Origin of the sequence: Mesorhizobium sp. 131-3-5 (assembly GCF_016756575.1) — a bacterium.
GTDB classification, from domain to species: domain Bacteria; phylum Pseudomonadota; class Alphaproteobacteria; order Rhizobiales; family Rhizobiaceae; genus Mesorhizobium; species Mesorhizobium jarvisii.
Genome location: NZ_AP023255.1, coordinates 323,526 through 350,333, shown reverse-complemented (window position 1 = coordinate 350,333; position 26,808 = coordinate 323,526). Strand labels below are relative to the sequence as shown.

The 26,808-nt window shown below is 58.4% G+C and carries 23 protein-coding genes and 6 pseudogenes; 10 read left to right on the top strand and 19 right to left on the bottom strand.

Features of this window, described 5'->3' with window-relative positions; translation table 11 throughout:
- Window positions 1–56 precede the first annotated feature (56 nt).
- Complete coding sequence (locus JG747_RS34215; protein ID WP_199201214.1) at window positions 57–1,100, top strand: isopenicillin N synthase family dioxygenase; 1,044 nt, start codon at window positions 57–59, stop codon at window positions 1,098–1,100.
- Between the two features lie 239 nt (window positions 1,101–1,339).
- On the opposite strand, the gene JG747_RS34210 is transcribed toward JG747_RS34215, so the two are convergent.
- From JG747_RS34210 to JG747_RS34200, 3 genes are all read right to left on the bottom strand, one after another.
- Window positions 1,340–2,347, bottom strand: coding sequence for an adenosine kinase (locus tag JG747_RS34210; protein ID WP_199201213.1), 1,008 nt, complete (start codon window positions 2,345–2,347; stop codon window positions 1,340–1,342).
- Between the two features lie 88 nt (window positions 2,348–2,435).
- Entirely contained in the window at window positions 2,436–3,611 is a 1,176-nt protein-coding gene (gene metK / locus JG747_RS34205; RefSeq protein WP_199201212.1) for a methionine adenosyltransferase, read from the bottom strand.
- A gap of 54 nt (window positions 3,612–3,665) precedes the next feature.
- Entirely contained in the window at window positions 3,666–5,003 is a 1,338-nt protein-coding gene (locus tag JG747_RS34200) for a serine hydroxymethyltransferase (protein ID WP_199201211.1), read from the bottom strand.
- A 197-nt stretch (window positions 5,004–5,200) separates the two neighbouring features.
- Here JG747_RS34200 and JG747_RS34195 point away from each other — a divergent pair, with 197 nt between their 5' ends.
- Window positions 5,201–5,338, top strand: coding sequence for a hypothetical protein (locus tag JG747_RS34195; protein ID WP_155770321.1), 138 nt, complete (start codon window positions 5,201–5,203; stop codon window positions 5,336–5,338).
- Between the two features lie 656 nt (window positions 5,339–5,994).
- On the opposite strand, the pseudogene JG747_RS34190 reads toward JG747_RS34195, so the two are convergent.
- From JG747_RS34190 to JG747_RS34180, 3 genes and pseudogenes are all read right to left on the bottom strand, one after another.
- A pseudogene (locus tag JG747_RS34190) lies at window positions 5,995–6,163 on the bottom strand (helix-turn-helix domain-containing protein).
- A gap of 162 nt (window positions 6,164–6,325) precedes the next feature.
- Window positions 6,326–6,571, bottom strand: coding sequence for a helix-turn-helix domain-containing protein (locus JG747_RS34185; protein ID WP_080680407.1), 246 nt, complete (start codon window positions 6,569–6,571; stop codon window positions 6,326–6,328).
- 215 nt (window positions 6,572–6,786) lie between these two features.
- Window positions 6,787–6,999, bottom strand: coding sequence for a helix-turn-helix domain-containing protein (locus JG747_RS34180; protein WP_027033328.1), 213 nt, complete (start codon window positions 6,997–6,999; stop codon window positions 6,787–6,789).
- Window positions 7,000–7,124: 125 nt separating this feature from the next.
- On the opposite strand from JG747_RS34180, the gene JG747_RS34175 reads away from it, so the two are divergent.
- The gene (locus JG747_RS34175) at window positions 7,125–7,376 is read left to right on the top strand and encodes a DNA -binding domain-containing protein (RefSeq protein ID WP_199201209.1); all 252 of its coding nucleotides are present in this window, start codon (window positions 7,125–7,127) and stop codon (window positions 7,374–7,376) included.
- 29 nt (window positions 7,377–7,405) lie between these two features.
- On the opposite strand, the gene JG747_RS34170 is transcribed toward JG747_RS34175, so the two are convergent.
- The 10 genes and pseudogenes from JG747_RS34170 to JG747_RS37335 all read right to left on the bottom strand — a co-directional run bounded on the left by JG747_RS34170 (window position 7,406) and on the right by JG747_RS37335 (window position 17,388).
- Window positions 7,406–7,834: a DUF2285 domain-containing protein gene (locus tag JG747_RS34170; RefSeq protein WP_027033326.1), complete on the bottom strand. Its 429-nt coding sequence runs from the start codon at window positions 7,832–7,834 to the stop codon at window positions 7,406–7,408.
- A 121-nt stretch (window positions 7,835–7,955) separates the two neighbouring features.
- On the bottom strand, window positions 7,956–8,207 hold the full coding sequence (locus tag JG747_RS34165) for a transcriptional regulator domain-containing protein (protein WP_032918492.1): 252 nt from the start codon (window positions 8,205–8,207) through the stop codon (window positions 7,956–7,958).
- A gap of 1 nt (window position 8,208) precedes the next feature.
- Window positions 8,209–8,832, bottom strand: a pseudogene (locus tag JG747_RS37630) (acyl-homoserine-lactone synthase).
- Between the two features lie 100 nt (window positions 8,833–8,932).
- Window positions 8,933–9,651, bottom strand: a pseudogene (locus tag JG747_RS34155) (LuxR family transcriptional regulator).
- A 684-nt stretch (window positions 9,652–10,335) separates the two neighbouring features.
- Window positions 10,336–11,742, bottom strand: coding sequence for an aminotransferase (locus tag JG747_RS34150; RefSeq protein WP_199201208.1), 1,407 nt, complete (start codon window positions 11,740–11,742; stop codon window positions 10,336–10,338).
- Between the two features lie 159 nt (window positions 11,743–11,901).
- Complete coding sequence (locus JG747_RS34145; RefSeq protein ID WP_199201207.1) at window positions 11,902–12,399, bottom strand: Lrp/AsnC family transcriptional regulator; 498 nt, start codon at window positions 12,397–12,399, stop codon at window positions 11,902–11,904.
- Window positions 12,400–12,467: 68 nt separating this feature from the next.
- Entirely contained in the window at window positions 12,468–14,012 is a 1,545-nt protein-coding gene (locus JG747_RS34140; RefSeq protein WP_199201206.1) for a fumarate hydratase, read from the bottom strand.
- Window positions 14,013–14,018: 6 nt separating this feature from the next.
- Window positions 14,019–15,452, bottom strand: a complete 1,434-nt coding sequence (locus JG747_RS34135; protein ID WP_199201205.1) for an NAD-dependent succinate-semialdehyde dehydrogenase — start codon at window positions 15,450–15,452, stop codon at window positions 14,019–14,021.
- A 200-nt stretch (window positions 15,453–15,652) separates the two neighbouring features.
- Window positions 15,653–16,579, bottom strand: a complete 927-nt coding sequence (locus tag JG747_RS34130; RefSeq protein WP_199201204.1) for a LysR family transcriptional regulator — start codon at window positions 16,577–16,579, stop codon at window positions 15,653–15,655.
- A gap of 410 nt (window positions 16,580–16,989) precedes the next feature.
- Window positions 16,990–17,388 (bottom strand): aldolase/citrate lyase family protein, encoded by a 399-nt coding sequence (locus JG747_RS37335; protein ID WP_244748457.1) that lies wholly within the window; start codon window positions 17,386–17,388, stop codon window positions 16,990–16,992.
- Window positions 17,389–17,767: 379 nt separating this feature from the next.
- On the opposite strand from JG747_RS37335, the gene JG747_RS34120 reads away from it, so the two are divergent.
- Window positions 17,768–18,514 carry a LuxR family transcriptional regulator gene (locus tag JG747_RS34120; protein WP_199201203.1) on the top strand — a complete coding sequence of 249 codons (747 nt, stop codon included), beginning with the start codon at window positions 17,768–17,770 and terminating at the stop codon, window positions 18,512–18,514.
- Between the two features lie 280 nt (window positions 18,515–18,794).
- On the opposite strand, the pseudogene JG747_RS37940 reads toward JG747_RS34120, so the two are convergent.
- A pseudogene (locus JG747_RS37940) lies at window positions 18,795–18,932 on the bottom strand (IS5/IS1182 family transposase); the annotation flags it as partial.
- 21 nt (window positions 18,933–18,953) lie between these two features.
- Entirely contained in the window at window positions 18,954–19,949 is a 996-nt protein-coding gene (locus tag JG747_RS34115) for a succinylglutamate desuccinylase/aspartoacylase family protein (RefSeq protein WP_199201202.1), read from the bottom strand.
- 545 nt (window positions 19,950–20,494) lie between these two features.
- On the opposite strand from JG747_RS34115, the gene JG747_RS34110 reads away from it, so the two are divergent.
- The 5 genes and pseudogenes from JG747_RS34110 to JG747_RS34090 all read left to right on the top strand — a co-directional run.
- Window positions 20,495–20,998 carry a transposase gene (locus JG747_RS34110; protein ID WP_199201201.1) on the top strand — a complete coding sequence of 168 codons (504 nt, stop codon included), beginning with the start codon at window positions 20,495–20,497 and terminating at the stop codon, window positions 20,996–20,998.
- A gap of 22 nt (window positions 20,999–21,020) precedes the next feature.
- Window positions 21,021–21,227 carry an IS66 family insertion sequence element accessory protein TnpB gene (gene tnpB, locus JG747_RS37935; RefSeq protein WP_446720624.1) on the top strand — a complete coding sequence of 69 codons (207 nt, stop codon included), beginning with the start codon at window positions 21,021–21,023 and terminating at the stop codon, window positions 21,225–21,227.
- A 124-nt stretch (window positions 21,228–21,351) separates the two neighbouring features.
- Window positions 21,352–21,892 (top strand): annotated as a pseudogene (locus JG747_RS34100) (transposase); the annotation flags it as partial.
- A gap of 56 nt (window positions 21,893–21,948) precedes the next feature.
- The gene (locus JG747_RS34095; RefSeq protein WP_199201562.1) at window positions 21,949–23,028 is read left to right on the top strand and encodes an IS110 family transposase; all 1,080 of its coding nucleotides are present in this window, start codon (window positions 21,949–21,951) and stop codon (window positions 23,026–23,028) included.
- A gap of 268 nt (window positions 23,029–23,296) precedes the next feature.
- A pseudogene (locus JG747_RS34090) lies at window positions 23,297–23,988 on the top strand (IS5/IS1182 family transposase); the annotation flags it as partial.
- 186 nt (window positions 23,989–24,174) lie between these two features.
- On the opposite strand, the gene JG747_RS34085 reads toward JG747_RS34090, so the two are convergent.
- The gene (locus tag JG747_RS34085; protein WP_199201561.1) at window positions 24,175–25,029 is read right to left on the bottom strand and encodes a TauD/TfdA dioxygenase family protein; all 855 of its coding nucleotides are present in this window, start codon (window positions 25,027–25,029) and stop codon (window positions 24,175–24,177) included.
- 488 nt (window positions 25,030–25,517) lie between these two features.
- On the opposite strand from JG747_RS34085, the gene JG747_RS34080 reads away from it, so the two are divergent.
- Window positions 25,518–26,798, top strand: a complete 1,281-nt coding sequence (locus JG747_RS34080; RefSeq protein ID WP_244748501.1) for an aspartate aminotransferase family protein — start codon at window positions 25,518–25,520, stop codon at window positions 26,796–26,798.
- Window positions 26,799–26,808 lie beyond the last annotated feature (10 nt).

The window sequence follows — 26,808 nt, the reverse complement described above, 5'->3', positions numbered from 1 at the left end:
CCGGCGGCGCCCCCGGCGCATGATATATTGACCCAATTCATGATGGATGAAGCTCAATGAAGAAATCGGATCTCGTCCAGCTTGACGATAGGCTTCGGGCCCAGCGGCAGTCCTTTGATAAACTCCCAGTCGTCGACGTGGCCCCGCTGTTGGACGGAAGCGACGCACGAAGCGTGGCGAGGGAAATTCGCTGGGCGCTGACCAATGCCGGCTTCATGTACATCAAGAACCACTGTGTTCCCGGGGAGTTGGTGGACGAAACCTTTGCCCAGGCCCAAGCGTTCTTCGACCTGCCGATCTACGAGAAGATGAAGTTGCACATCAGCTATTCCGGTGTCGCGCTACGCGGTTATATCGAGTTCTTCGGCGAGAACACCAACCCTTCCAAAACCAAGGATCTGAAAGAGTGCTTCGACATCGGCCCCGAGCGGCCGATGGTCGAGGGGCCGTTCTTTGGGCCGAACCCGTGGCCGGCCACCCTGCCCAATTTCCGACAGACCGTGTTCGCCTATCACGAGGCGATGAAGAAGCTTTCGACGAGGATTCTGAGCGGAATCGCGCTCAGCCTCGATCTTCCGTCACATTTCTTCGAGCCGCGAATGAAGAACCCAATCACGATCCAACGCTTGCTACACTATCCGCCGCAGACCGGCGTCGTGGACGAGAAGATCATGGGGATCGGCGCGCATACCGACTATGGCAACCTGACCATTCTCGCGCAGGACAGCATCGGTGGGCTTCAAGTGATGAACCGCGACGGCGTCTGGGTCGAGGGCAAGCCCATCCCCGGCACCTTCGTCATCAACATCGGCGACTTGGTGCAGAAGCTGACCAACGACCTCTACCTCGCCAACCTGCATCGGGTGGTGAACACTTCCGGTCGGGAACGCTACTCGCTGCCGTTCTTCGTCGATGCCGACTACGACGCTGTTTTCACGCCCCTGGAAAGCTGCGTGTCCGAGACGAACCCGGCACGCTACCAGCCAATCACCTGCGGCGCCCATAAGCTCGGGAGGTTCGTCAAGAGTTTCCCGCATCTTGAAAAGCGAAACGTATCCGACCCCGCCGCAGGCCCAATGGCCACAACTCACAGCGAGTAGATAAGCCCGGTAGGAGCGCGAAACTACCATCCAGAACTTCGTACCAGGGTCGCGTTCATGAACTACTTCTAAGGCAGAAGCGTCAGGAGCAGGACGACGCTCCAACTCATCGCGTCCCTCTTGATCTTGGCGTCGGCGATCGCCTTCAGCCTTAACAATCAAAGCGAGATCAAAATCACGAAAGATTTTTCCGAGTTTTTTCTTCCTCCAGTTTGCCGGGCTTCCATAACATCGGCAGTCTAGCGTTTCTGTCGCTGAAGCAATCCCGCCTGCTCGACCTCGCGGCGCAAATTCTGACGTGGGCGCGGGCCGATCTGCTGGATCACCAAGCCGGCCGCCAGCGAGCCAAGATCGCCGCAGGCCTTGAGGTCGCGGCCTTGCGTGTAGCCATGCAGGAAACCGGCGGCATAGAGGTCGCCGGCGCCGGTGGTGTCGACCAGCTCGCGGATCGTCGTCGCCTGAATGGTGACGGTCTCGTCACCGCGCACGATCACCGAGCCTTTTTCCGAGCGGGTGACGGCGGCAATCTTGCAGTCCTTGCGGATGGCGGCCAGCGCCTTGTCGAAGGACGATGTCTGATAGAGCGATTTGATCTCGTGGCTGTTGGCAAAGACGATGTCGACGGTGCCCGAGCGCATCAGCTCGAGGAACTCGTCGCGGTAGCGGTCGACGCAGAACGAATCCGAGAGTGTCATCGACACTTCGCGGCCTGCCGCGTGCGCCAGCTTGGCCGTCTGCCGGATCGCCTCCTTGGCCCGCGGCGGATCCCACAGATAACCCTCGAAATAGGTGACCTTGGCGCCAGACGCCTTGTCGGCCTCGACGTCCTCCGGCCCGAGCTCGACGCAGGCGCCGAGATAGGTGTTCATCGAGCGTTCGCCGTCGGGGGTGACGAAGATCATCGAGCGCGCCGTCGGCGGTAGGCCCGCCAGCGGCCTGGTGTCGAAGGCGACGCCCTGCGCATGCATATCATGCGCGTAGATTTCGCCCAGCGCATCGTTGGAAACCTTGCCGAAGAAGGCGGCTCGGCCGCCGAAGGAGGCGACGCCGGCCGCCGTGTTGCCGGCGCTGCCGCCGGAGGCTTCGATCGCCGGCCCCATGCGGCTGTAGAGTAGTTCGGCGCGGTGGGTGTCGATGAGGTTCATCGCGCCCTTGATGATGCCGTTGGTTTCGAGGAATTCCTCCTCGCACTGGGCGATGATGTCGACAATGGCATTGCCGATGCAAAGCACGTCATAATCCGGCATCAATATCTCCGCCAACTACCCACCGGCTTCTGCTATGCCGGCCAGGCGCGGGTCTAACGAGTTGAAATGGCGCTTGATCCAGCGGCCCTCACGCAGCTGCCGGTCCTGCTTCACGCAGCAAGTCGTCGGCTTTGTCCGTCTTCTCCCAGGTGAACTCAGGCTCTTCACGCCCGAAGTGTCCGTATGTCGCGGTCTTGCGGTATATCGGGCGTAAGAGATCAAGCATCTTGATGATGCCTTTCGGCCGGAGATCGAAAAGCTCAAGAACAAGGGCCTCGATCCTTTTTTCCTCGATCCTTGCAGTTCCGAAGGTGTTGACCATGACAGAAACCGGACTGGCCACGCCGATCGCGTAGGCGAGTTGAACCTCGCAGACCTCGGCAAGGCCGCTGGCAACGATATTCTTCGCGACATACCGGGCGGCATAGGCGGCCGAGCGGTCAACCTTGGATGGGTCCTTGCCCGAAAAGGCGCCGCCGCCGTGACGCCCCGTTCCACCGTAGGTATCGACGATGATCTTACGTCCAGTGAGGCCGCAGTCGCCAGCAGGCCCACCGACCACGAACCGCCCTGTCGGGTTGACCAGAAATCTGATCCCCGAAGTATCCAGGTGGGTGGGCAGGACCGGTTTTATGATCTCCTCAATGACGCCTTCGCGGACTGTTTCTTGGGAGACCGCCTCGTCATGCTGCGTCGACAGGACTATGGTATCCAGCGCCACCGGGCGCAAACCCTCGTAGCGTACGGACACTTGAGATTTCACGTCCGGACGCAGCCAGCCAAGCTGTCCCGTTTTCCGAACCTCTGCCTGTTTTTTCGTCAAGTGGTGAGCGAGTTGGATCGGCAAGGGCATCAATGTATCCGTCTCGTTGCATGCGAATCCAAACATGAGGCCCTGATCCCCCGCCCCCTGCTCGAGATCCTGCCCTCGTCCTTCATCAACGCCCTGGCTTATGTCGGGCGACTGCTCGGAGAGAGCGAGAACGACGGCGCAACGTCGACCATCAAAGCCGATGGCATCGTCGTCGTACCCAATATCGAGGATCGTATCGCGGGCAACTTGGCTGTAATCGATCTCCGCGTGGCTGGTGATCTCGCCAGCCAGAACGACCATCCCTGTCTTCACCAACGTTTCACAGGCGACGCGCGCCTTCGGGTCGGTGCGGAGGATCGCATCGAGGATGGCATCGGAGATGTTGTCTGCCATCTTATCGGGGTGTCCCGCGCCGACGGATTCGGAAGAGAACACGAACTGCCTGGTCATGGAATGTCCTCGCTGCAAGTGTTGGAAGGTGGGGAGTTTCTGGATTGAGGTGGCTTACCGGTCGGGGATGCCGGGGACGTCGAATGCAGTGCAGAAGTCGGCAACGTCTCTTCGTACGCTCGCATGAACTTCTGGGTCGTCGGGCTGGCGGCAGACCAAATCAATAAAAGCGGCGATCTGCACCATTTCCCCTTCTCGCATGCCCATGGACGTCACTGCCGGCGACCCCAAGCGGATTCCGCTTGTGACCGTCGGGTCGCGCGGGTCGCCCGGCACCATATTAAAGTTCGTGATGATGCCTGCCCTTGCCAGGCGCTCGGCATAGGCTTTGCCTGATAGCGGCCGGTCCCGAAGATCAAGGATCAGCATGTGATTGTCAGTCCCGCCGGTGACCAGATCATAACCACGACCCAGAAGCGCCTCGGCCAGCGCCTTGGCATTCTTGACGATCTGGTGACCGTAGGTGCGGAAAGAGGGGGTCGCGGCTTCCTGCAAAGCAACAGCGAGCGCGGCGATGATATTCATGTGCGGCCCACCTTGCAGTTGAGGAAACACCGCGCGATCAATTCGTTTGGCGAGATTATGTTTGCTCGTGGGATGATAGAGCGCCTGATAACGATCTTCATTCTTCGACAAAATAAAGCCTCCACGGGGGCCGCGGATCGACTTGTGAGATGTGCTGGTGACGACGTCGCAATGAACCACGGGATTCGGATGCGCTCCAGCGACAATCAGGCCGCTGATGTGGGCGATGTCGGCCACGAGATAAGAGTTCGCCTCCAGAGCGATTTCTGCCATTGCCGCGTAGTCAAAGGCGCGCGGATAGGCAGTTCCGCCGACCCAAATCAGTTTCGGCCGTTCCCGCCTGGCTGTCTCGCGCAAGCGGTCATAGTCAATTTGCTGCGTCTGTTCGTGCAGCCCATATGGGACGCATTGATAATCAGTGCCGGAAAAGTTGACGGACCAACCATGAGTCAGATGGCCGCCTGCAGGCAAAGGCAAGCCCATGACTTTGTCACGGGGGCTCAAAAGCGCACGATAGACAGCCTGGTTGGCTGGCGAGCCCGAATAAGGCTGGACGTTGGCGTGCTCACTGCCAAAGAGCGCTTTCAGGCGCTCGATCGCGAGGGTCTCAAGCTCATCGACGATCTCGTTTCCCGCGTAGTAGCGCGCACCCGGGTACCCTTCGGCATACTTGTTCGTGAATATAGAGCCGGTCGCTTCCAGTACGGCCGAAGAGGCAAAGTTCTCGGATGCGATGAGTTTGAGCGTTGTCCGCTCCTGCCGCTCCTGTCTTAGAAGCAGTTCGTGAACGCGGCAATCGACGTGGATCAAGGAAGACCGTCCGAATGTGCCGGGCTCTGCGATGGCTGCGTCAGCGGAGTTATTCATGGTAGTTTAGCACTCCCACCTAGGCAGATCTTTTCACGATTAAGCAGCAGTCCCCTTCGACCACGCGTCTGTACCGCCTCGAGCCGCTCCAGGTCCCGCTTATGATACCCATCGTCGTGGGGCAGAAGATCGACCAGGAATTGAACCAACCCTCCCTCCTTGCCCCCTGCATTGAGATGATATGAGGACCAAGCACGTTGTCCGTTGCCGCAAAGAAAGTCGGCTCTGGCCAGCATCCGGACGTGTCGCGCGACGCGCTCCCGACGAAGATCGAGAATCTCCGCCAGTTCGCGGACAGTCAGGTCGGCATGCGCGCAAAGGCCCAGGATCCGTAGGCGATCAAGATGTGCTGCTGTCATTAGGCGATCGACAAGTATCATCATTGGTCAGCACGGCGCCAAATAGAAGAACCGAACCCCTCGTCCCGCTCGCTTTTTCATGTCGGGCTCTTCGCAAATGCTGTTCGGCAGCGGAACATAACCACATCAGATTTCTGCCACCACTGAACTTGAAAGTTGTGGTGAGCGTACCATTGACAGCGATTTTTGGTCGCAAAGATTCCATAAATTTCCTTGAAGGATCTGTTGCAAGGCCTAAACAAGAACGCAACGAGACTGGCGAGGTGCTGGTAAGACGGCAAGCTGGCAAACTGCTTGGCCAACAGGGAGGCGAGCGGCGCCACCTCTACCTAGGCGACAGTGCTAACCTGCATCGTGCACCTGATCCGCCATCTGTTCATGTCGCGGAAGGTCGCGAAGCCGTTGTGCCGACGCTCAGCGCCCTCTGCCTGCGGCGGACGCTAAGCCGGCATGAAGGCTCTGCAGGACTTCGAGGCCGGCGACACCCGGCGATCACTCAGAGCTGGCGGCGCGACTGGCAGCACGCCGGGCCGTTCTTCGCCTATCCGAGTGTGCGCAGCATCATCTACATGACGGATGCGGTCGAAATGTCCGCGGCGCGTTGGCGCCATTTCCAAATAGCGCTATCCTGGTCAGTTAGGTCGCACCCCTTCGATGTGGCTGACACGGAGGGCTTGTGCCAGTTCATAAAGCGTGACGATGGTGGTTCCTTTTGCCCTTCTCCAGCCCGCTGATGTACTGCTGGCTGAAGCCGGAGATCTCGGCAAGCTGCTCCTGCGTCAAGCCGGCCTTCTCCCTGATCCTGGGTGCATTTCGTCAGACCAGCTTGCGCTCTCCATGCGAAGGTCAGCAAGTCAAAGCCATTGAGTTTATGCCATCGATGTGCCCGAACCATCTGCCGCCGGGGGGCAGCAAATCCAGGGCTACGATTTTGGTGACTTGTCGCTTGCCAAGCAGCGCAAGCTATCGGTCACGCAAGCGACGCACACGTGCGAGAACCTCGCAAGGGTCGATTTCGAGCGCTTCCGCTACATCGAGGAACTCAATGACGTCCATGCGACGTTCACCGCCCTCATACTTGGCCACGAAAGACTGCGGGCGGCGAAGCGCTTCGGCAACCTTGGCCTGGGTTAACCCCTTGTTCTTGCGCGCCGCTATCAGCTGTTCCAGCAGCCGGCGTTGGCGGGGCGATCGAAGGGATTTCGGCATCAGATGAACCGGCCAGAAGGGAACCGGCTCATCGACTAATCCCAGTTTCGGATTATCCCATTTTAGGATATATTTGCAATCCACAAGGCAAGCCGTGCCATGGAGCAAGCTGTATGGTCGAGACCATGTCGAAGAAAAGCGGGCTCAGTTCATGGGCGGCGGTTGCGCGTCATCCAGATCGATTTCGGCAATCCGGGATGGACTGATCGCCTTTGTTACTGCGGCGGCCTAATCAACTCACAAGGATCAACGTCAAACGCTTTTGCGAGCCGGCCAAGCACACTGACACTTGCGGAAACCCGAGCACGCTCGATCGAGCCCACATAGCGCATGCTCAGCTCTGCGCGGGCAGCCAATTCTTCCTGCGTCAGGTCCTGATCATGGCGCAAACGACGCATGTTGATCGCCATGACTTCCGTGAGGTCCATGGCGAGATAGGGACCAGAACCGGAACTATCGTTCTAGGAACGATCGTTCCTATTCGCTATGGTGAGCCAACCGAGGATAAGCCGTGCCCGATCACAACAAACCCCAAACCGGCAAGAGGGTCGCGATGAAACGCAAAGTCCAAGACGAAGTCCCCTGGTCGGACAGCCTGACCGCTTACGACAATGAGCACTTCACCATCTATATGAGGCTCCTGGACGCGTCCGCCGACGATGCCAGCGAAGACGAGATGGCGCAGCTCGTCCTCGGCATCGATCCGATGCGAGAACCTGAGCGCGCCCGAATGGCGGTTCGCAGCCATCTCGATCGGGCAAACTGGATGGTTGCGACTGGATACAAAGAACTGTTCGCGCGCTGACCGGCTCCAGGTGAGCTATTCCAATCATCTTAGACGAGGAAATCCCGATAGCCACGATCCATGAGCATGTGACCGCGCCGGACGGCACGGCGGATTCGATCGCGAAGGTGGTTGCGCGGATCCGTCCAGTCGGCCTGGACGCGTTGTCGAGCCAACAGGGCCATTGCGATTTGGCGATGCGATGCCCCGCCTAGCGAGCCGTCGAGCGCCTGAAGAACAAAGCGCAGACGGCTAGCGCGCGCTTCGGGGGGAAACAGCCTGTCGGGAAATTGTCCAGTCGCGTGAAAAGCATTGAGGCATTCGAGCGCATTCAGGTGCTGCCTCATCCGATCGGCGGGCCAGATCGCGTCGACGGAAAGCCGAACGGGGCGCAAAACCTCCGCGCCCTCCACGACAAGTTGGAGGTCGCGGTGAGCATTTCGCAGCATGACGTGCTGTCGACCGTCCGCCGTGATCATGAGTGCCGCCCGGCATGGCAATGTAGCGAGATCAAACGAAAGCGTTTCGGGCGACAGTGCCTTTTTCGCAATGACCGTCAGGACATGCGGGCATTGGCGGGAGCACCAGAACACAGCCGCATCAGGCCTCAACGAGCTTGCGAAACAGGAGCCCCCACTGCGTGAGATCGAGCGACGATCTCATCACTTCTACCTCGAACCACCTTTCTGCAAATTCTGCGTGCTCAAGCGCGTGCCTGCAGTCACGCTGGAAGGCCGGATTGCGCCGCAGGAATTCCCAGGCCCAGCCGCGTCGCGTCAGGTGCCGCGTATAGCGATAAGATTTCTCATCCTGCCAGTCCGGCCAGTCGGCGTCATTACCTATCATAGCCATGTCAGGCGCCCGTGCAGAGCACCGGCGCCCACAGTACGGGACCGCCAAGACTGCCACTGTGGCGGACCGCAGCAAGGCTCGCCTCTGAGACATCCGAACAGCCGGCAACGGCGCGCGTGGTGCCGATTGTCGTGGCGGACCGATCCGGGCCAGCGGCCATCCGGCGCGGCGCAGAGTTCGCTCCATGCGCAAATCGGTAACCGTGACGATATGGGTGAGCTGCCGCGACAGACCGAACTCGATCATGCCAGCGAGGACTCGCGACACCAATACACCCACTGCCCTTCGGTGCAGACGGTGGAAGATCAAGGGCGAATCGGCTGCTTTCCCAGACACTTGGTTGCTCGGGTGCCGTTCTTCCCTCCAACAGCCTCGAAAAGACTTCTCGCAACATCGTCGGCCCTGTCGAGGGCAGGAGGCGTACGCAGCCCCCGACGCGACCGGCGGAATCGCGCAACACAAGATAGTGCGGTTTCAGGGAATCGAATGAACCGATCTCGAAGCCGCCCGTCGTGCGCACGTTCCAGTCGAGTCGCTCCTTGAAGATGCGGTAGCGCAGGCGGTGCATTTCGTGAAGTTCGTCGGCAAAGGCGCCGTACCAGCCGGGCGCAATAAGCTCAATCATGATGGTCTCCTCGCAGGTATGACCCTGCCATTGGAGGCGAACCTTCATGCCGCGACTGCCTGTGCATTTGTACAGGTAGATCAGAGAGGGGTTCTGTTCCTCAGAGGATTGATGATCGTGAGGAGGCCAGCAGCGTCACCGCCTGATTTTTGGTGCGCACGCCGAGCTTCTTCTTGGCATTGTCCAGATGGAAAGCGGCCGTGCGCTCCTTGATCCCCAAGATGCAGCCGATCTCCCAGGCGGACTTGCCCTTTGCCGTCCATTGCAGGCATTCGTACTCACGGGGCGTCAGCGAAACACCGCCAGACCACCCGAAAGCTTGCGGCGAACGCTAATGTGAAAGCACATCGCCATAATCTCGAGCGCCTGTTCATATTGCACGGCGATGCGCAGGAAGGTCGAATCGAGCCTGTCTGCCGCGAAGGTCATCGCAGCGACACCGCCGCGGCGATCGACAAGTGGAATCGTCAGTCCGCAGCAGATGCCGAACTCGGCAGCCTCATCGAAAAGCTGTTGCTGTCGCGTTGAAATGCCGGCATGGCCGAAACCCGGTCCCCACTGAAAGGGACATTCGCTGCACCTTGCCCATTCTATGACCGGGTCGATCTTTTCGTATTGGTGGCGCAAGTAGTGCGACGTCCAGCCGGAATGATAGTTCGATATCAGCCTGGGTTTTGTGACGCGATCAGACACCAGAGACAGATAGGCGAATGCGGGAATGTCGAAGGCGCCGGCGGCGCTGGCCAGTGCGTTATGGAAGTCGACTTCATCAACGCTCAAAGACAACTGTTCCAGCAAAGTTTCGAAGACGAGCTGCATTTTCTCCAGCGGCTGTTTTCAATTAGACATGGGACTTTCTGGCTTCTTGGCAGCTACGGCGAGAAGACTCGCCCCCCAAGATATTCGACGCTGGAGAAAATACACCGCGGTGACTACTCCCCGGACCTTTGATCATATGAAAGCAGGTGCATGCGACCTCGACGCCGGCTGCCGTAAGCCGCTGGTCCGAAGCTGCGATTGTGGGCGGTTGCCATGGTGTAGTAGAAATATTGAAGCTTGATGTGCCATCCGGGTATGCAGATGACCTCCTTCTCGAACTTTCGATTGCGGACGCGCTACAATCACGCAGATCTAGCGGGGCACCCAGATCCGGCGGGTCAAAAAAGGCGCCCTGCCGGCGGGGAGGTACACCGGCAGGGCGCGCCGCACAAACACCCTGGTCGTTGGGCAACAGGACAGCGGCGGCAGAACTGATTTGGTTATCGCTTGCGATCGAAGGTATCCGAAGCATGCTTAGAATCTGACGGCTCAAGTTTAGCAGTTTCGGTCGGCTCGGCGCGAAATGCGCTGTCAACCCGCCTTCACCAATGGGACACCGTGGGCGACCAGCCCTAACGACAGGCTGACGTCAAAGCGCTTGGTCCGTGGGAAAGTTCCTCCCAGGGACCACTTTACCCGGGACGGCGTCGAACCCGGGGCTCGCTTCCGTCGGCACTCGCATGTTCATATCGCACCCTCGGCCTTCAGCGCGCGATAGGTCGTCTCGACTGATTTCGCGGTTGCGTCGACGATTATGTCGATCTCCTTCCGCGTGATGATCAAAGGCGGGGCAAAGCCGAGGATATCGCCGTGTGGCATGGCACGGCCGATGACACCATTCTCGAACAGAGCAGCGGCGGCTCGAACCCCGACCTGAAGATCGGATTCAAACGGTATTCTCTGCTTTGGATCTCGCATCAGCTCTACGGCGGAGAGGATTCCGACACCACGAACCTCGCCAACGATGGGGTGTCCCGCCAGTTCGGCATTCATGCGGGCATGCCAATACGGGCCGACATCGCCGACATGCTCCAGGATATTTCTTTCCTTTAGGAGTCGAATATTGGCGAGCGCGGCCGCAGCGCAAAGCGTGTGACCCGAATATGTCCAGCCATGGCCGAGGGCGCCGTGCTTCTCTGTTCCTTGTTCCAGGACCGACCAGACGCGGTCGCCAATGATTGACCCAGAGATGGGCAGGTAGGCGGAACTCAAACCCTTGGCGATGGTCACGAAGTCCGGCCGCATGCCATAGAGGTGGGAACCGAATTTTTCACCGGTTCGTCCAAACCCGCAAACCACCTCGTCGGCGATCAGCAGGATATCGTACTTGTCGAGCACGCTTTGAATAGCGGTCCAGTATCCTTTTGGGGGTGGAACGATACCGCCTGTCCCAAGCACCGGCTCTCCAATAAAAGCTGCAACGGTGTCCGGGCCTTCAGCCAGGATAAGGGCTTCAAGTTCATCCGCGCAGCGTTTCGAGAACGCTTGCTCACTTTCGCCGTCATGCGCCTGGCGATAGTGGTGCGGCGTCGTGGTATGGCGTACCAAGTCTAGCGGCAGGTCGAAGAAATTATGGAAGAAGGCAAGGCCTGTCAGGCTCCCGGTGACCAGCCCAGACCCATGATAACCGCGATGTCGCGAGATGATCTTCTTCCTTTCAGGGCGGCCTAGTATGTTGTTGTAGTACCAAACCAGCTTGATGTTGGTTTCGTTGGCGTCGGAGCCGGAAAGGCCGAAAAAGACCCTTCGCATGTTCTGACCAAAATACTCGACCACGGCCTCTGCCAAGAGGGCGACTGGCTCTGTCCCTTGACTTGCATAGACATGGGCGAACGGCAATTCGTGTGCTTGCCTGGCAATGGCCTCGGCAATTTCCGTGCAGCCATATCCCATATTGACGCAGTAGAGCCCACCGAAACCGTCGAGGCTCTTTCGGCCTTCGGTATCCCAGATGTACACGCCTTCCGCACCGGCCATGATCCGACTTGGGGTCTCGCCTCGGCTGTGCTTAGCCAGATGCGTAGACGGATGAACGACGAAGCTTCGATCCTTCTCTCTGAGTTGCTCGGTTCCCAGATTACTCAACCGCATAGTCCCTCTCGCGATGGATTGGCGGAGGCCACTCGGCCGGCCGCCTCATTAGCAATTAGCATACCGCAAACGCCTCTCCAGTTTCGCGGGAATGCACGTCCTTCGCCGACGAATTCGCGGAATCGAGATCAAAAGCCGTGGAAATCAAGGCCTCGGCGGTTACCGTCGCCTTAGTGCGGACAAGGGGATGGGTGAATTGGACTTGATTGGTTTGGTCACGACAAGACTGTAATATTGATCGATCCCCAAGCCTGCCTGCAGCAGTCCCTCCATGAAATCCTGATACGCAGCCATAGAAGGAGATGCGACGCGCATCAGATAATCGATCCGCCCGCCGATAGCCCAGCAATCCAGGATTTCCGGAAATTCTCCGATCGCAGTCTCGAAGTGTCTCTGGTCCTCGAGGCGATGACGTTCCAGCACGACCTCGACCATGACAAAGACCATGCCGCCGATGAGGGCCGGACTGAGCCGCGCGTAGAACCCCTCAATAATCCCTGCTATCTCGAGTGCACGGAGCCGCTCCGAGCAGGCCGACGCCGAAAGATGAACGCGTTTTGCAAGCTCGCTTTTTGAGATCCGGCCGTCTGACTGAATCTCTGCGAGAATCCGGAAGTCCCAAGCGTCCAGGCGCGCAGGATTGGGTTTTGACTTCATGACCTTGTGCTCTCAAGCCGTTGTCGACAATGGAATTGACACCGACCAACCGAGCTTGGTCGGAAGGCTCAAACGCCGATGTTGCGTGCGATGCTGTCCGCCGCCATGCGCTTGCGCCACTCAAGAGGCCCGGAATTGTGAACGGAGTTTCCCTCAACATCCACAGCCATGATCACCGGCATGTCCTGGACCTCGAATTCATACATCGCTTCCATGCCCAGGTCTTCAAAGGCAACGACCCGCGCGGACTTGATCGATTTTGATATCAGGTAGGCAGCGCCACCTACTGCGGCCAGGTAGGGCGTCTTGTGTCTGGCAATCGATGCAACAGCCGTTGGCCCCCTCTCCGCCTTACCGACCGTCGCCAAAAGCCCGGTCTGCGCGAGCAATTTTTCCATAAAATCATCCATGCGGTTGGAGGTTGTCGGGCCAGCCGGCCCAACGACCTCATCCCTCACCGCGCGGACGGGTCCAACGTAATAAATCACGCGTCCCTGCAGATCGAACGGAAGCGGCTTGCCAGCGTCGATCAACTCAACCATTCGCTTGTGGGCGGCGTCACGGCCTGTCAACATTTTTCCGGACAGAAGGAGAGTTTCCCCGCAGCGCCACGATGCCGTCTCTTCCTTGGTCAACGCATCCAGGTTGACCCTTCGTACGCCGGCTGGATTTAAATCGTCGGTTCCAATATCGGGCCATTCGCGCAAGTCGGGCGGCTGAAGCCTGATGGGTCCAGAGCCGTCCAAGGTAAACTTCAGGTGCCGGTTTGCGGCACATTGCGGAATGAGCGCCACGGGCTTGGACGCCGCATGGGTAGGATAAGTCGCAACCTTGACGTCAACAACTGTCGTCAGGCCGCCTAGGCCCTGAGCGCCGATCCCTAGGGCATTAATTCGTTCATAAAGCTCGATCCGCAGTGCCTCCTCCGCACTTGTTGGCCCCCTCGCGATCAACTCCGCCATATCGATGGGCTGGTTCATAGCCTCCTTGGCCAGCAGCATCGCCTTTTCAGCGCTACCACCGATGCCAACAGATATCAGGCCGGGCGGACACCATCCGCTGCCGAGGGTGGAAATGGTATCGACCACCCAGTCGGAAACGGACCCGCTGGGGTTCAAGGTGGTAAAGCGCGCCTTGTTCTCTGACCCGCCGCCTTTTGCGGCAATGGTGATCTCGATCTGGTTACCTTGCACAAGGTCGACGTGGACGACTGCCGGCGTGTTGTCACGGGTGTTGATCCGTCCGGCAAGCGGATCGGCAACGATCGATGCCCGAAGGGGATTGTCAGGGTCAAGATAGGCCTGACGGACGCCCTCATTCACAAGGTCCGCGAAATTGACGGTTGATTTGATGCGGGCGTCCATGCCGATTTTTGCGAAAACCACCACAAGGCCGGTGTCTTGGCAGATCGGGCGCCGCCCAAAGGCCGCCATGCGGGAGTTCAGCAGAATCTGCCCGATGGCATTCTTCGCCGCCGGACTCTGTTCACGCGCATATGCTTGCGAAAGAGACCGGATATAATCTGGAGGATGGTAATACGAAATATACTGAAGCGCGTCGGCCACGCTCCTTATGATGTCCTTGCCGGCGATGGTCCGTGTTCTATTTCCCACCGGATTTCATCCAAATGAGCCGAGGCCATTGACCATTTTCAAGATTTGGAAGCTCCTCACCCCCTGCTCGCCTCCTTCATATCCATAGCCGCTCTGTTTGACGCCTCCATAAGGCGCATCCGCTGAAACCCCTTTCAGGTAATTCACACTGACAGCGCCCGCCGAAAGACCGTTGATAAGCTTCTGTTGCGCATCGGCAGCGCCGGTGAAAAAGTAAGCGGCCAGGCCGTACTCGGTGGCGTTGGCCTCCTCGATGGCCTCATCGATCGTATCGAACGGCGCGACCGTGAGGATCGGTCCGAACGGCTCTTCATGAAGCACTCTCGCTTCCTTCGGTACGCCCGTCAGGATGGTTGGCGGCCAGTAAAAGCCCGGTCGGTCGAGGCGGGCGCCACCGGTCTCGATGCGGGCGCCACGATCGACCGCATCCTTGGTCAGGCGCTGCATGGCTTCGATTCGCCGGGCGTTCGCCATCGGACCCATGTCCGTTGCAGCGTCGTCTGGTAGGCCGATCCTGATCTTGCGGACCGCTTCCGTCATCCGGGACAGAAATTCCTCATAGCGGGACCGAGCGACAAAAATCCTGCTGGGCGCATTGCAGCTCTGGCCCGCGCACTCGAACTTGTATTCCGAGATCGCCGGTATGGCCTTTGCCAGGTCGGCATCCTCGCACACTATAACCGGAGAGTGCCCACCGAGTTCAAGGATGCAACGCTGCAAGTTGTTCGCGGCAAGCGTGGCCAGCTGTTTTCCAACCGCGGTTGAACCCGTGAAAGTCAAGACCTTCACGATTGGGGAACTCAGGAGATGCCGCGATATCCGCACCGGAACACCGAAGACCAGATTGACCACGCCGTCGGGGATGCCTGCTTGGCGCAACGATTCAACGATATGGACAGCCACGCTCGGTGTCTCTTCAGCCCCTTTGAGGATCACCGGGCAGCCTGCCGCCAGCGCGGGGGCGAGCTTGCGCGCGATGAGAACGGCCGGATAGTTCCAAGGCGTAAAGGCAGCAACGACACCGAGCGCCTCCGGGACGATCATCCGGTTCGGGCCCAACGGAATCGAGGCCGATAGCTCTTCGGCATGCCTGCCGTTCCATTCCAGCGTTTCGACAGCGCGCGCGTACTCACCTGTCGCTTCGGCAATCGTTTTTCCCTGTTCGGCCGACAGGTCCCGGGCTGCGGCTGCAGCCTTCTCTGCTAGAATCCTGGCGGCTGCTACGAGGATCTCGCCCCGATCTTTGGCTGGCCGCGAGGACCACGCCTTGCGGCTGCGTTCTGCCGAAGCAAGAGCCTCATCCAAGTCCGACACCGTGGCCGAGGCCACCGAGGCAAATACCTTCTCCGTCGCCGGGTTAATCACCGGCAATGTTGCTTTGCTGCCACCGGCTCGCCATTTGCCGTTAATGAAGAGCTCGTAGCTCCTGGCGTCGAACATCGCGTGCTCCACTCAAGTGAATTCTTGCCATACGAGCGCCGTTCGATACCGAACCCGGTAACTCGCCTGAGCCAGTTTCACCGCGACGGTCGCAGCGGGTCAAATATTGAATATTGGCCAAACCCATCTCGTATCCAGATTGATACCGCTCAAGCAGCCGCGAAGAGCGTTAGCAACTGGAAGAACTTGGCTTGGATCTCCTAAACCCGGTCCGGAACCGTGGCTGACCAGTGCTTGCCCTCGATCAAGGTCCTTACGACCTTGGGGATCAGCTTGCGGACCGCAGAGACAGCTGGAGAGCGTTCATCTTTCGGGTTCACGGCAAGCACAACGGAACGGATGATCACCGGATCAATGATTTTGACCGTCCGGACCAGGCCTTGAAACGCCTCTTTTTGAATGGCCGACGGGGTAAGGATGGAATACGCCTTTCCTTCCATGACTATATTGATGATCGTGGAAAGGGAGTCGACCTCGAACCTGACGTCTAGCACACAACCGTGCTGGGCAACGACATCAGCCACCGAACGCCTGACATTGTTGTTGCGCATGGGAACCGCCAGTGGAAATGCGTGCAGGTCGGCCAGCGCTATTGAATCTTCGAAAGGCGGTAGAGCCGGCGGCACCACCAGGCAAAACTCTTCGCGGGCCAGCACCGCCATTTGCCCAACGCTCTCGGCAGTGCGGTACAGGACAGCCAGATTGAAACGGCCAGCAGCCATCCACTCCTCCAGCGGTCCCGTCATTCCTTCGATCATCTTAAGCGAGATCCTCGGCAATTCGCTTCTTACCGATTCAAGCAGGGGACCGCTGAGGACGCGAGCGGCGCCGGACGGAATGCCGATGGTCACCTCTCCGGAAGGAGCAGCCACCGAGTTGGTCAGTTCAGCCTCAGTGAGCTGAATTTCCTTCAGGATAACCCGCGCGCGCTCAAGCAGCTTATCTCCGGACGCCGTGACGCTGACACCGGTCCTGTCGCGAACCAGCAGCTGGGTGCTGAATCCTTCCTCCAGTTGACGCACATGCAGGCTTAGAGCGCTTTGAGCAACATTGAGGGTAGCAGCTGCCTTCGTGAAACTGCCGGCTTCGACGACGCCGACAAAATATCTTAACTGCCTGATGTCCACGATGAACAAATCCAACGGGGGCATATTCCCCAGTGCTGTTTGTCTATCTCGAAACGAGATGGTTGGCAAGCCACAAAACTGTCGCATTAGCTTCAAAACCGCCTGTCCGGCGGCTGATTAAAGGCTCAGTTGTTGCTGGAGAGAGCCAGGATCTCGTGGGCGCGCCGCACCACTGGCGGATCGATCATTTTGCCATAACGAGAACGCAGAGAGGCCACTCGTGGTGGCATGATGTTCTGACGCGACGACCTTATGGGCCCACTCGAGTTCCTGGGCGCTTGGCGAGAAAGCCTCATTGAATATGGCCACTTGTGTCGGATGGATCGCCAGGCTCCGGCAAAGCCAAGCCCGCCGCGCCTGCGCCGCGGCTTCACGAAGTTTATCAATGTCCGAGAACTCGCCGATGCTTCCTATGAAGCCAAGCGGGATAAGCCGGCCGCACGGGCGGCAAACAGAACAGAAAGGTTCGGCGTCAACAGAAGGTCGAATTCCGGGGTGCCGCCAACAGCGGCACTGAAATCTTCAGGACCGAGCGTCATTGCGACCATCCTCGGATGCGCTGACGCAATGGCCGCGAGCCTTTCTGAAACCGCATTCGCGATCTCTATCCTGGGGAACGGAATCCTCCAGGTCGAGAATGGCGCCATCCGCACCCCGCTCAGGGGTCGTCTCCAATTGAACGGGAAAGAAATCTTGCGCCGGGACGGATCCGGTTCCTCGCCCAGATCGAGACTCCGGCCGCCTAGCAGGGATCTCCAGCGAGGTACAGACATCGCGATTTCAACGGCCGGAAAGGTGTCCTTGATCATGCAAGACTTTGCTTCACAAATAATGTTGTCCATTGCGGAGTCATGTCGGCGCCTTTTCACAACGAGTCGGATCCGCCCCCATCCGGGGAAATATCAGCAATCGATGCCTACTATACGGTTTGTCGAGTCTGCGACACAGTGTTGTTGGGCCTGCTTCCTGGGTACCCTATCCAGTCGATTGAAAAACCTGAAAGAAAATCTTTTGCTGCCAAGCTGGCATGACTTTTGAGAGTCTCTCGTGGCGGTAGGAGGTCCGACTCAGATCCGCATTGAGAGCGCATTTTTGCGATGCTGGCCCGGCGACGACGGCGCATGGAGCCACAGGCACTTACAGCCGTCTGATTTGTGCACCGATGACAACGCAACTGAAGGATAGACCATGGGACTCCCGCGGATTGCGGTCGAGTTAGGCCGATTTCTCGACAAGACTGATGGTATCGCTCAATCCGAACAGTTGTTCGACCTGTTGTCTGCATTTGCGCTGAATTTTGATTGCCCGTGGATCGCCTATGGTCCGCTTGCACCCGACCAAAAGGTTTTGAAGCCGGCCAGGCGGGACTCGGCGATCATGTTGAATTACCCCGATGAATGGCAGAAGCGCTACTTGAAAATGGGTTATGACAGAATAGACCCGATCATAAAGAAAAGTCGAAAGGGGGTAGGCGCCTTTCGATGGAGCGAGGTGTACACTGATGCAAGCACGACTGAAAACGAACGTCGCGTGTTAGACGAAGCGGCGACGTTCGGCTTACGGTCAGGCGTTACTGTTCCGTTACACGGCCCCGCTGGCAGCTTTACTACTATGAGTTTTGCTCAACCCTCGGACCGCGAATTCCAAAATAGAACGATCACTTACTTGGAAGTTGCCGCATTGCATTTCCATCTGAGGATGGCAAAATTCGTCAATTCGACCGCATCGACGCAGGTTAATGACCTTTCTGTCCGAGAAAAGGAGTGCATATTGTGGACATCTAGAGGTAAATCTTCATGGGAAATAGGAATTATACTTGGCATAACAGGAAACACAGTGAATTTCCATTTAAAAAATGTGATGCGGAAGTTGGGCACTACCAGCAGAATGGTCGCTGCTATAAAAGCATTATCCCTCGGAATTATCGAAACCTAAAAAGGTTCTTATAAGAACTCATAGTCTAGCCGCAGTCGGCATGCCCTGTCGGGAGATAAGCGCGAATTAGTATTGCGGTGCATCAACAACGGTTGCACTGTGAGATTTTCTTGAACCTGGATACCTCGAACTACCGGCATTGCCAGAGGGAGTGGTGCGGCAATGAGGTTGTGAACAGTCTGACGCGTGGCGGTGGCTGGATTTTGGTCGTTGGGGCTGATGCTGGTTGCCGATTTCGGCATCGCGGCGGCGTCTTCCGCCGCTCTCGCCGCCATACGAACGCAGTTCGCCGCTGGTGCCAAACGAAGCGGGTGAGATTGTAGGCGAGGTTGGCCATGCCGATCTTGGTGCGGGCGCGAGCGATGCCGATCGTGCGGACAAATCTCGGCAATCCGATAGGATGACAATCCGTTGAAAATCACTCACCTCTTGTTGGAGCTTAGACCTTCAGGGGGCGTGCAAGGAAGGCCACCGATTCGTTACTGTCGACATACCCCCCAGATCGAATAGTGTAAACGATAGACGCGGTAGGCGCCCGAATTTCGACGGGTTGTGCCGTCAGCGACTCCATGGAATGCAGGACGCCTATAAGACCTCCCTGCTTCACTTCATCCAGCAGCGAGCAGCGAGGTTCGAAGATGCCCCGCACCGGAGATTTCAACTCGTCAGACGAGAGGGTTTCAAACGTCTGAGGGGACTTCTGCTGACCGAAGGTCAGAGGCTTCACTTCCCCCTCGATGAGCCCGAGCGCGATGAGGGCGTTGCGCACGCCATCTTCATAGATGGCTAGAGCATCGGCGCTGACAATGCCGCCGCCGAATTCAGTGCAAATTAACACCTTACCTTGATTGTGAGCCACAATATCGAACATGCCAGCTGTATCAGGGTGCTCCCAGACCAACGTCACCGGCAATTTGAATGCCTCTCCCATATGGATCATCTTGTTCATCAGATCGGCATCAGCAACAGGATGCATGATGACCGACGGCGGCAAATCCCATGTCGATGAGCCGCTGTGCAGATCAAATACGGTGTCCGCCATTGGCAACAACACGCGCGAAACTGCATCAGCGATCCGTTCGCTCACTGACCCGTCGGCACGGCCAGGAAAAACTCGATTGAGATTTTTCCCATCGACTGGCGTGGTGCGAGTCCAAGCCTTTACGGCCAGTGGATTAATCTCAGGTGCGATAATGACCCTTCCACAAGTTTGCGATTCAGGCAGCCAATCAACAAGTCGCCGCGCAACGATCGGCCCTTCCAGTTCGTTGCCATGATTTCCACCAGTGATAAGAAGGCGCGGTCCCACCCCTTTATTGATACTAATGACCGGCAGCAAAAGTGCTTCGCAGTCGACGCCTTTGGGAACAACAAGATGGCCCGTGCTCACGCCAAGCGTGTCGAGATCAAATGTGACATGTGGCATTTCGTTCATGTTCAACCCTCCACGAATGATAGTATATTCCAGACTTTTTAGGACCAGCTCGTGCCTTCAGGTTATTCACCGGCGTTTGGCCAAACTTGACCGCGGGCGGCCGCGACTTGACAGTTCCGCTCCGCAGTCGTCGAAATCGATCAGCCGCGTCTCGCCGTTGTCGATTAACCTCGATCCACTATGGGCGTATGACGGGAGATGCCCGCCGTGTATGCCCCAAGCTGTCTTCAATTCGCCAATATAATATCTCGGACGGTGCCATCGCGTTTTCAGATGGCTAGCGCGTCTTTCACTGAACTCCGCTGCTCCGACGTGAAGGTGCGGAAATCCTCAACGCCAAAGCCTCGGGCGAGCGGCCAAAATGCCGGCAAAACTTCGCCACCGCGTGAATGCAGGATCGTTGCCGACGACCAGATCGCGATGTCATATAGCGGGAGAGTCGTCGAGGATGGTCGACAGGTAGAACGTACGCCTACGACGAGGCCGCCTACTGACGCGTACCTTGAGGCGTTAGTGTCCGCTTAGATTAAGGGGACAATTAGTGAATGAAGTATCCGGCTATGGAGCAGCCGTCGGCGGTGGAGGCGAGCACGTCCGCGGCTCCGCCGCTGCCGCCGGGTGCGGGCCGACAGCGGACGCGCCGCTCCTGGACGGTCGAGCAGAAGCTGGCGATCGTAGGTGAGGTGCAGGAGTCCGGTGATCCGGTGTCGGTTGTGGCGCGGCGTCACGATATGAACGCGAACCACTTGTTCATCTGGATGAAGCAAGCCGGGCAAGGGCGATTGGGCCGATCCAAGCCGTTGCCCGAGACCTCACCGATCGCCTTCATTGATGTGGGCGTTGTCGGTCCTGGCCTGCACGATGTAGAGCCGGAAGAGCCGGCTCCTGAGCGATCGCACTCTGAAGTACCGGCTACGATCAGCCAAGCGGTGTCTACCGGTGGCCCGATGGAAATCATCGGGGCCAACGGTCGGCGTGTGATCGTTGACCGCACTGTCGACGTAAGAGTCCTGCTGCGGATCTTGCAGGGGCTGGAAATGCTGCGATGATCCCGACAGAAGGCGTGCGTGTATGGCTTGCCACCGGCTACGCCGACATGAGATGTGGCTTTACATCACTGGCACTACGGGTGCAGAGGTCCTCAAACATAATCCCCTCGGGGGCAACCTGTTTTGCTTCAGGGGGAAACGCGGAAATTTGTTGAGGATCATCTGGCATGATGGCCAAGGAGCGAGCGCGGCCGCTTCATATCGCCAACAGTTGAGGATGGAGCTGTGACAGTATCTCCTGCACAGCTTAGTTATCTCTTGTCTGGAATAGACTGGCGGAACCTGGTCTGCCCCCCTGAAAAGAAAGTGGTCCTCCCTGATGTATGGCTTTCGAGCCGATGGAGGACTTAGGAATGCCGAGAAAGAGACACGCTGCAGAAGAGATCGTCACGAAGCTTCGGCAGGTGACGTTCTGAGTTCGCAGGGCAAATCGATCGCCGAAGCGATCCGATCGATAGGCGTGACGGAAGTAACATATTACCTTGGCGCTCCGAATACAGCAGTCTGAAGGGCGATCAGGTTAAGTGGTTGAAGGAGCTTGAGACGGAGAACTCCCGGCTTCGACGCGCCGTCTCCGACCGGACGCTGGACAAGGTGATCCTTGCGGAAGCTGCGTGCGGAAACTTCTAGGCCCGCGCGTCGCCGTTCCTGCGTGGATCATGTTGTGGCTGAACTTGGCATTCCTGAACGACGGGCGTGCCGGGTTCTCGGTCAGCATCGATCCACGCAGCGCAAGATCCCGACGACACCGGATGATGAAGCGGCCTTGACCGCCGCCATCATCGCGCTCGCCATCCAATTCGGCCGCTACGGGTATCGCCGCATCACGGTGATGCTGCACCGTGCGGGTGGTGAACGTCAAACGGGGTCGAACGGATCTGGCGGCGTGAGGGCTGAAGGTTGCGCAAAAGCAGATGGGGTGGATGCCAGCCTTCTCCGACGGCATCGCAATGTGCCAAGATTGTGGTGTTAGCGCCACGCAAAGGAGAGGCAGGCATCCATGGAAAAAGGTTACCATCATTGGGGTCGATCTGGCAAAGAACGTCTTTCAGCTGCACGGGGCGGCAGCTGATGGATCGGTTGTGTTCCGCAAGAAGCTGTCGCGCCTGCAGTTTTGCAAGTTCATGGCGGGTCATCCGACATGTATCGTGGCGATGGAGGCGTGCGGCATTTCCCACTACTGGGCTCGCGAGATGGCCCGGCTTGGCCATCAGCCGAAGCTGATTGCCCCTGGCTGTGTCAAACCGTTCATCAAGCGGCATAAGAACGACGCAGCGGATGCGGAGGCGATCGTCGAGGCGGCGCAGCGGCCAACGATGCGCTTCGTCGAGACCAAGAGCGAGGAGCAGCAGTCCCGGGCGATTGTGTTTCGCACCCGCGAACAGCTGGTCAATCAGCGCACCGAGTTGGTCAACGCCTTGCGCGCGCACCTTTACGAGTTCGGCCATATTGCTCCGCAAGGCATCGGCCACCTGCGGCGTCTGGCAGAGGTCGTTGAGGACGAGAACACGGAACTGCCGGATCTGGTCCGCGAGATCTGCGGCGATCTGTTGGACCAGATCGACCAGCTGACTGGCCGGCTCGACGCACTGAAGAAGACGATCGACGCGCTGTCCAGGAAAGGTGAAACATCGCAACGCTTGCAGACCATGCCCGGTGTCGGCCCCATCGCCGCCCTTGCCATCGAAACCTTCGCGCCGCCGATGGAGACATTCAAATGCGGCCGTGACTTTGCCGCTTGGCTTGGGCTGGTCCCGCTGCAGAAGTCGACCGGCGGCAAGCAACGACTAGGCAAGACCTCGAAGATAGGCCAGCGCGACATTCGACGTCTGCTCATCGTCGGCGCCATGGCCGTGGTGCAATGGGCATCCCGGAAGGGTGCGCCCGAGGGTTCCTGGCTCGCCCGCATGACGGCGAAGAAGCCGCGCATGCTGGTGGCAATCGCGCTGGCCAACAAGATGGCGCGAGGCATCTGGGCCATGCTGAAGAAACAAGAGGATTACCGGAATCCGGCGATGGTGCGCGCATGATCATTCAGCAGCGCACCTGAAGCCGGTACGTCGGGGATGTGAGGAAGGCAAGAACCGCATGGGCAAATGATCGACCAGATCGGGGTCAGGAAAACCAGTGTTTGAACGAGAGCCGCATGAGCTCGCCAAGCAGATTTGGACCTGATCCGCGCATCACCATACCGGCCCGCGGCATGTGAAATGGCCGCACCCGAAAGGCCTGACACAAGTCCGCACTCGATCACGCGTTCAAAGGTACAAATCTTCCTTGCAAAACGGCTGGCATCCACACAAGTTCAAGCGGGCCAACAAGGCGCTGCGCAGGCTCAAGACTTATCTCGGCCGGACCATTCGCGACATCTCCCGCCAGATCGCGGCGATCAGGGGCTGGACGCGCTCTTCAAAATGGCCGCTCTACCAGGCCGCCACCGTTCTCCAGCAGCGTCAGCGCCAGCGCGGCCGCAAAATCTACAGCCTGCACGCTCACGAGGTGGAATGCATCGGCAAGGCAAGGCGCATGCGCCTTACGAGTTTCGGGGTGAAGGTGTCGGTGGCCACCACGCTGAAGCGCTCCAAGGGCGGCCAGTTCGCCCCGCATGCAAAGGCGCTGTCCGGCAATCCCTGTGACGGCCACACGGTCGCAAGCGTCATCCCCGAAATGGAAAAGACCACCGGCAACGAGATCGGCCGCATCCTCGCCGACGCCGGCTATCGCGGCCACAACGCACCGCAGAGCCACAAGCTCAGGATCTTCACCAGCGGCTAGAAACGTCGCGTCACCCCGCTCATCAAGCGCCAGATGTGCCGCCGCTCCGCCATCGAGCCCGTGATCGGCTACATCAAGGCCGAGCACCGGATGGGCCGCGACTACCTCGCCGGCAAGCAGGGCGACGCCGTCAACGCCATCCTGGCCGCCGCAGGCTACAACTTCTCCCTCGTGCTCAGGTGGCTGAAGGCTCTTTTTTCTGGCTTCTCATCTCTGGCTTCTCATCGCCGCCCTCCAAAGTCAGCCGAAGGAACTCAAAGCGTGATCCCTCTCATTGTTCACGGCCGACTGAAGCATCTGCGTGCCCTGCATCGCTCGCGACAACGCAGGGCGCTGAGATCGATTCCATCTTCCTTCGTTTGACATGAGGTTCGTTCTACGCTTCAGTGGGGGTCGTTTCTCTAATTTGGTTCGACAAACTTGAAGCGCGCAACGCTGTACCGCCCGTCGACACTGACGGGCACATCGCCCTCGACCGTTGTGCGATGAACAACGCGGCGCTGGTCGCCGTAGTCCTTTGTCGCGCAATGCATAGTGGCCCGGTTGTCCCAAATAGCAACGTCACCCTGGTTCCACTTCCAACGCACCGTGTTTTCCTGCGCGGTTATGTGAGACTCAAATAGATCGACTAGCCTCCGGCCGTCATATGTCGAGACGCCTAGGAAATGCACCACGTAAGAGCCGAGCACCAGCGAGTGCTCGCCAGTATCGGGATGGATGCGTACGACGGGGTGCTCGGTCTCAATCCTGGCTCCGCCAATGACCTCCGCATAAGGCCGTTGATCAACGTGAGCAGCCCACAGGTCATCGGCCAGCCGTTGCAGCGGCGGCGGCAGGTCGAGATATGCGGCCGCCGTGTTTGCCCACACCGTGTCGCCGCCGACTGGAGGGATCACAACGCCTCGGAGCACCGAAATCTTGGGATAAGCATGCAGGCAGGACCAATCGACGTGCCAAACGTCAGTCGCGAGTTCTCTGGCGGAATCAATCTCGAAGATCGGCGTCGTTCCCTCCGGATATGGCGAAAGCTTTCCGAAACGAAGAGTAAAGCGCTGCTGCTCGGCGTCATCGAGATGAGCCTGATCGCGGAAGAATATGACCTTATGCTCAAGCACTAGGTCATTTATCGCCGCGATGGTCTGGTCCGGCAAATCGGCCGACAGCTTGAGGTTCTTGATCTCAGCGCCGATGCGCGCTGTGCATTTAAGAACATCGGTCCGCGGAATGACATTATCCGTCGAGTGCATTTGATTCATGGTGGCATTCTCCAAAGTGGCGGTCTTCGCTGTGCAGAACTATTCAGCTGTGGCAAGATACATTCGTTACATTTTAAATCATCAATCCAACATAAAATCTTGGTACTGTGTGAAGGCAGATCTTAGGGTGTCTTGCCGATTTCACTGGGAAACGAGCCTGCTCGTCGCCTGTGAGCACTCCCAGATCTGCGGTGTAACCTTGGGCGTCACAGTCAGAAGCTTCTCGCTGGTTCGTACTCGACCGTTTGAATGGCTTCATAAACTTGCCCCCCGTTTGTTACCATGTCTCGAGTGCCACCGCACCTACCTCGCCTAATAGGTTCGCCTCACCTGATACCCGCTCGCGCGACTTCAGCTACCGCCTTGCATGCCGTCATCTCGTCGCGAGAAGAGCCCAATCTGCAAATTGAACTGGACGCCCCCGGGCCGCCCGCTGTCTACTGGCGCTCGAGGACATGGAATTTATTGCAGCGGCTAGGAAACTCCGAATGCCAAATCGACTCCAGGACATCATGCGACGCCGGGACATTGTGCTCGGTCCTGGCTACCAATTTTCCGAGACGATTCCAGTGGAGTTTGTCTCGAGCTTTGGCGCACATCTCGTCGACCGCGACGGCAATGACTATCTAGACGCGTATAACAACGTTCAGGGCGTCGGCCATGCGCATAAGCATGTTGTGGACGCCGTTTGCCGCCAGATGGCCGCAATCAATACCGATACGCGCTACCCTCAGAAGCTACTCGTTGACTATGCAGAGCGGCTACTTGCGACCGTTCCGCCGGCGCTGTCGAAGCTAAGCTTGCCCTGCACCGGATCCGAGGCGAACGATCTCGCGATTCGGGTCGCGAGATTCCACACGGGCGGCGAGGGAATCATCGCGACCCGTTGGGCGTTTCACGGTCGCACTCGCGAGGTGGCGAGTTTTTCCCCAATGCTGGGCGCGGGATCCCCGCTAGGACCGAACGTCCGCCTCATCGCCGCTCCTGACCCCCGACTCGTCGGATCTGGATGTTCTCTCGAAGATTACATGCGCGATCAGATTCGTTCCGCGATCCGTGATCTCGATCGGCATGGATTCCGGCTGGCGGCATTGATCACCGATTCGGCGTTCACCTCCGACGGGATCTTCACTCACCCTGTTGGCTTCATGAAGGCAGTCGTCGACGAGGTTCACGCCGCTGGCGGCCTCTACGTCGCGGATGAAGTTCAATCGGGGTTCGCTCAGCTCGGAGATTCCATGTGGGGGTTCAGTCGACACGATGTGCTTCCGGACATCGTCACGATGGGCAAGGCGATGGGCAACGGCTTCCCCATCTCCGGAGTCGTCTTCCGCCCCGAGGTGTCCCACGAGTTCGGACAGACGGTCGGCTACTTCAATACGTTGGGTGGCAGATCGATCTCTGTAGCTGCTGCGTCTGCAGTGCTCGATGTGTTCGAGCAGGAAAATGTGCGTGAGCGCGTTGTCAGTAACGGTGCGACCTTACGCGCAGGACTTGAGGCGCTCACACGGGAATCGCCTTACGTTGGCGAAATCCGCGGCAGCGGCCTGTACCTCGGGGTCGAGATCGTCAAGGATAAAAGGACGCTTGAGCCCGATTCCGCTCGTTGCGAAGCCATCATCAAGGACTTGCGTGATCGTAGAGTCCTGATCAGCCGGACAGGCCCGGGGTCCAATGTATTAAAAGTACGTCCCCCAGTCGCCTTCACCGCCGCCGATGCGTCTCGTCTCCTTGAGACATTTGCGGTTGTCGCGAGACACCGGCTGTAGGAGGCTCGAC

What these genes read in the sequence shown, in the direction of transcription:
- JG747_RS34145 (WP_199201207.1), bottom strand. Translation starts at nt 12,399, where the DNA reads ATGAAGTCAAAACCCAATCCTGCGCGCCTGGACGCTTGGGACTTCCGG.
- JG747_RS34170 (WP_027033326.1), bottom strand. Translation starts at nt 7,834, where the DNA reads ATGATCACGGCGGACGGTCGACAGCACGTCATGCTGCGAAATGCTCAC.
- JG747_RS34175 (WP_199201209.1), top strand. Translation starts at nt 7,125, where the DNA reads ATGAAACGCAAAGTCCAAGACGAAGTCCCCTGGTCGGACAGCCTGACC.
- JG747_RS34150 (WP_199201208.1), bottom strand. Translation starts at nt 11,742, where the DNA reads ATGCGGTTGAGTAATCTGGGAACCGAGCAACTCAGAGAGAAGGATCGA.
- JG747_RS34180 (WP_027033328.1), bottom strand. Translation starts at nt 6,999, where the DNA reads ATGGACCTCACGGAAGTCATGGCGATCAACATGCGTCGTTTGCGCCAT.
- JG747_RS34095 (WP_199201562.1), top strand. Translation starts at nt 21,949, where the DNA reads ATGTGCCAAGATTGTGGTGTTAGCGCCACGCAAAGGAGAGGCAGGCAT.
- JG747_RS34115 (WP_199201202.1), bottom strand. Translation starts at nt 19,949, where the DNA reads ATGAACGAAATGCCACATGTCACATTTGATCTCGACACGCTTGGCGTG.
- tnpB (WP_446720624.1), top strand. Translation starts at nt 21,021, where the DNA reads ATGGCTTGCCACCGGCTACGCCGACATGAGATGTGGCTTTACATCACT.
- JG747_RS34085 (WP_199201561.1), bottom strand. Translation starts at nt 25,029, where the DNA reads ATGAATCAAATGCACTCGACGGATAATGTCATTCCGCGGACCGATGTT.
- metK (WP_199201212.1), bottom strand. Translation starts at nt 3,611, where the DNA reads ATGACCAGGCAGTTCGTGTTCTCTTCCGAATCCGTCGGCGCGGGACAC.
- JG747_RS37335 (WP_244748457.1), bottom strand. Translation starts at nt 17,388, where the DNA reads ATGATCAAGGACACCTTTCCGGCCGTTGAAATCGCGATGTCTGTACCT.
- JG747_RS34120 (WP_199201203.1), top strand. Translation starts at nt 17,768, where the DNA reads ATGGGACTCCCGCGGATTGCGGTCGAGTTAGGCCGATTTCTCGACAAG.
- JG747_RS34185 (WP_080680407.1), bottom strand. Translation starts at nt 6,571, where the DNA reads ATGCCGAAATCCCTTCGATCGCCCCGCCAACGCCGGCTGCTGGAACAG.
- JG747_RS34080 (WP_244748501.1), top strand. Translation starts at nt 25,518, where the DNA reads ATGCCAAATCGACTCCAGGACATCATGCGACGCCGGGACATTGTGCTC.
- JG747_RS34215 (WP_199201214.1), top strand. Translation starts at nt 57, where the DNA reads ATGAAGAAATCGGATCTCGTCCAGCTTGACGATAGGCTTCGGGCCCAG.
- JG747_RS34210 (WP_199201213.1), bottom strand. Translation starts at nt 2,347, where the DNA reads ATGCCGGATTATGACGTGCTTTGCATCGGCAATGCCATTGTCGACATC.
- JG747_RS34110 (WP_199201201.1), top strand. Translation starts at nt 20,495, where the DNA reads ATGAAGTATCCGGCTATGGAGCAGCCGTCGGCGGTGGAGGCGAGCACG.
- JG747_RS34135 (WP_199201205.1), bottom strand. Translation starts at nt 15,452, where the DNA reads ATGTTCGACGCCAGGAGCTACGAGCTCTTCATTAACGGCAAATGGCGA.
- JG747_RS34200 (WP_199201211.1), bottom strand. Translation starts at nt 5,003, where the DNA reads ATGAATAACTCCGCTGACGCAGCCATCGCAGAGCCCGGCACATTCGGA.
- JG747_RS34165 (WP_032918492.1), bottom strand. Translation starts at nt 8,207, where the DNA reads ATGGCTATGATAGGTAATGACGCCGACTGGCCGGACTGGCAGGATGAG.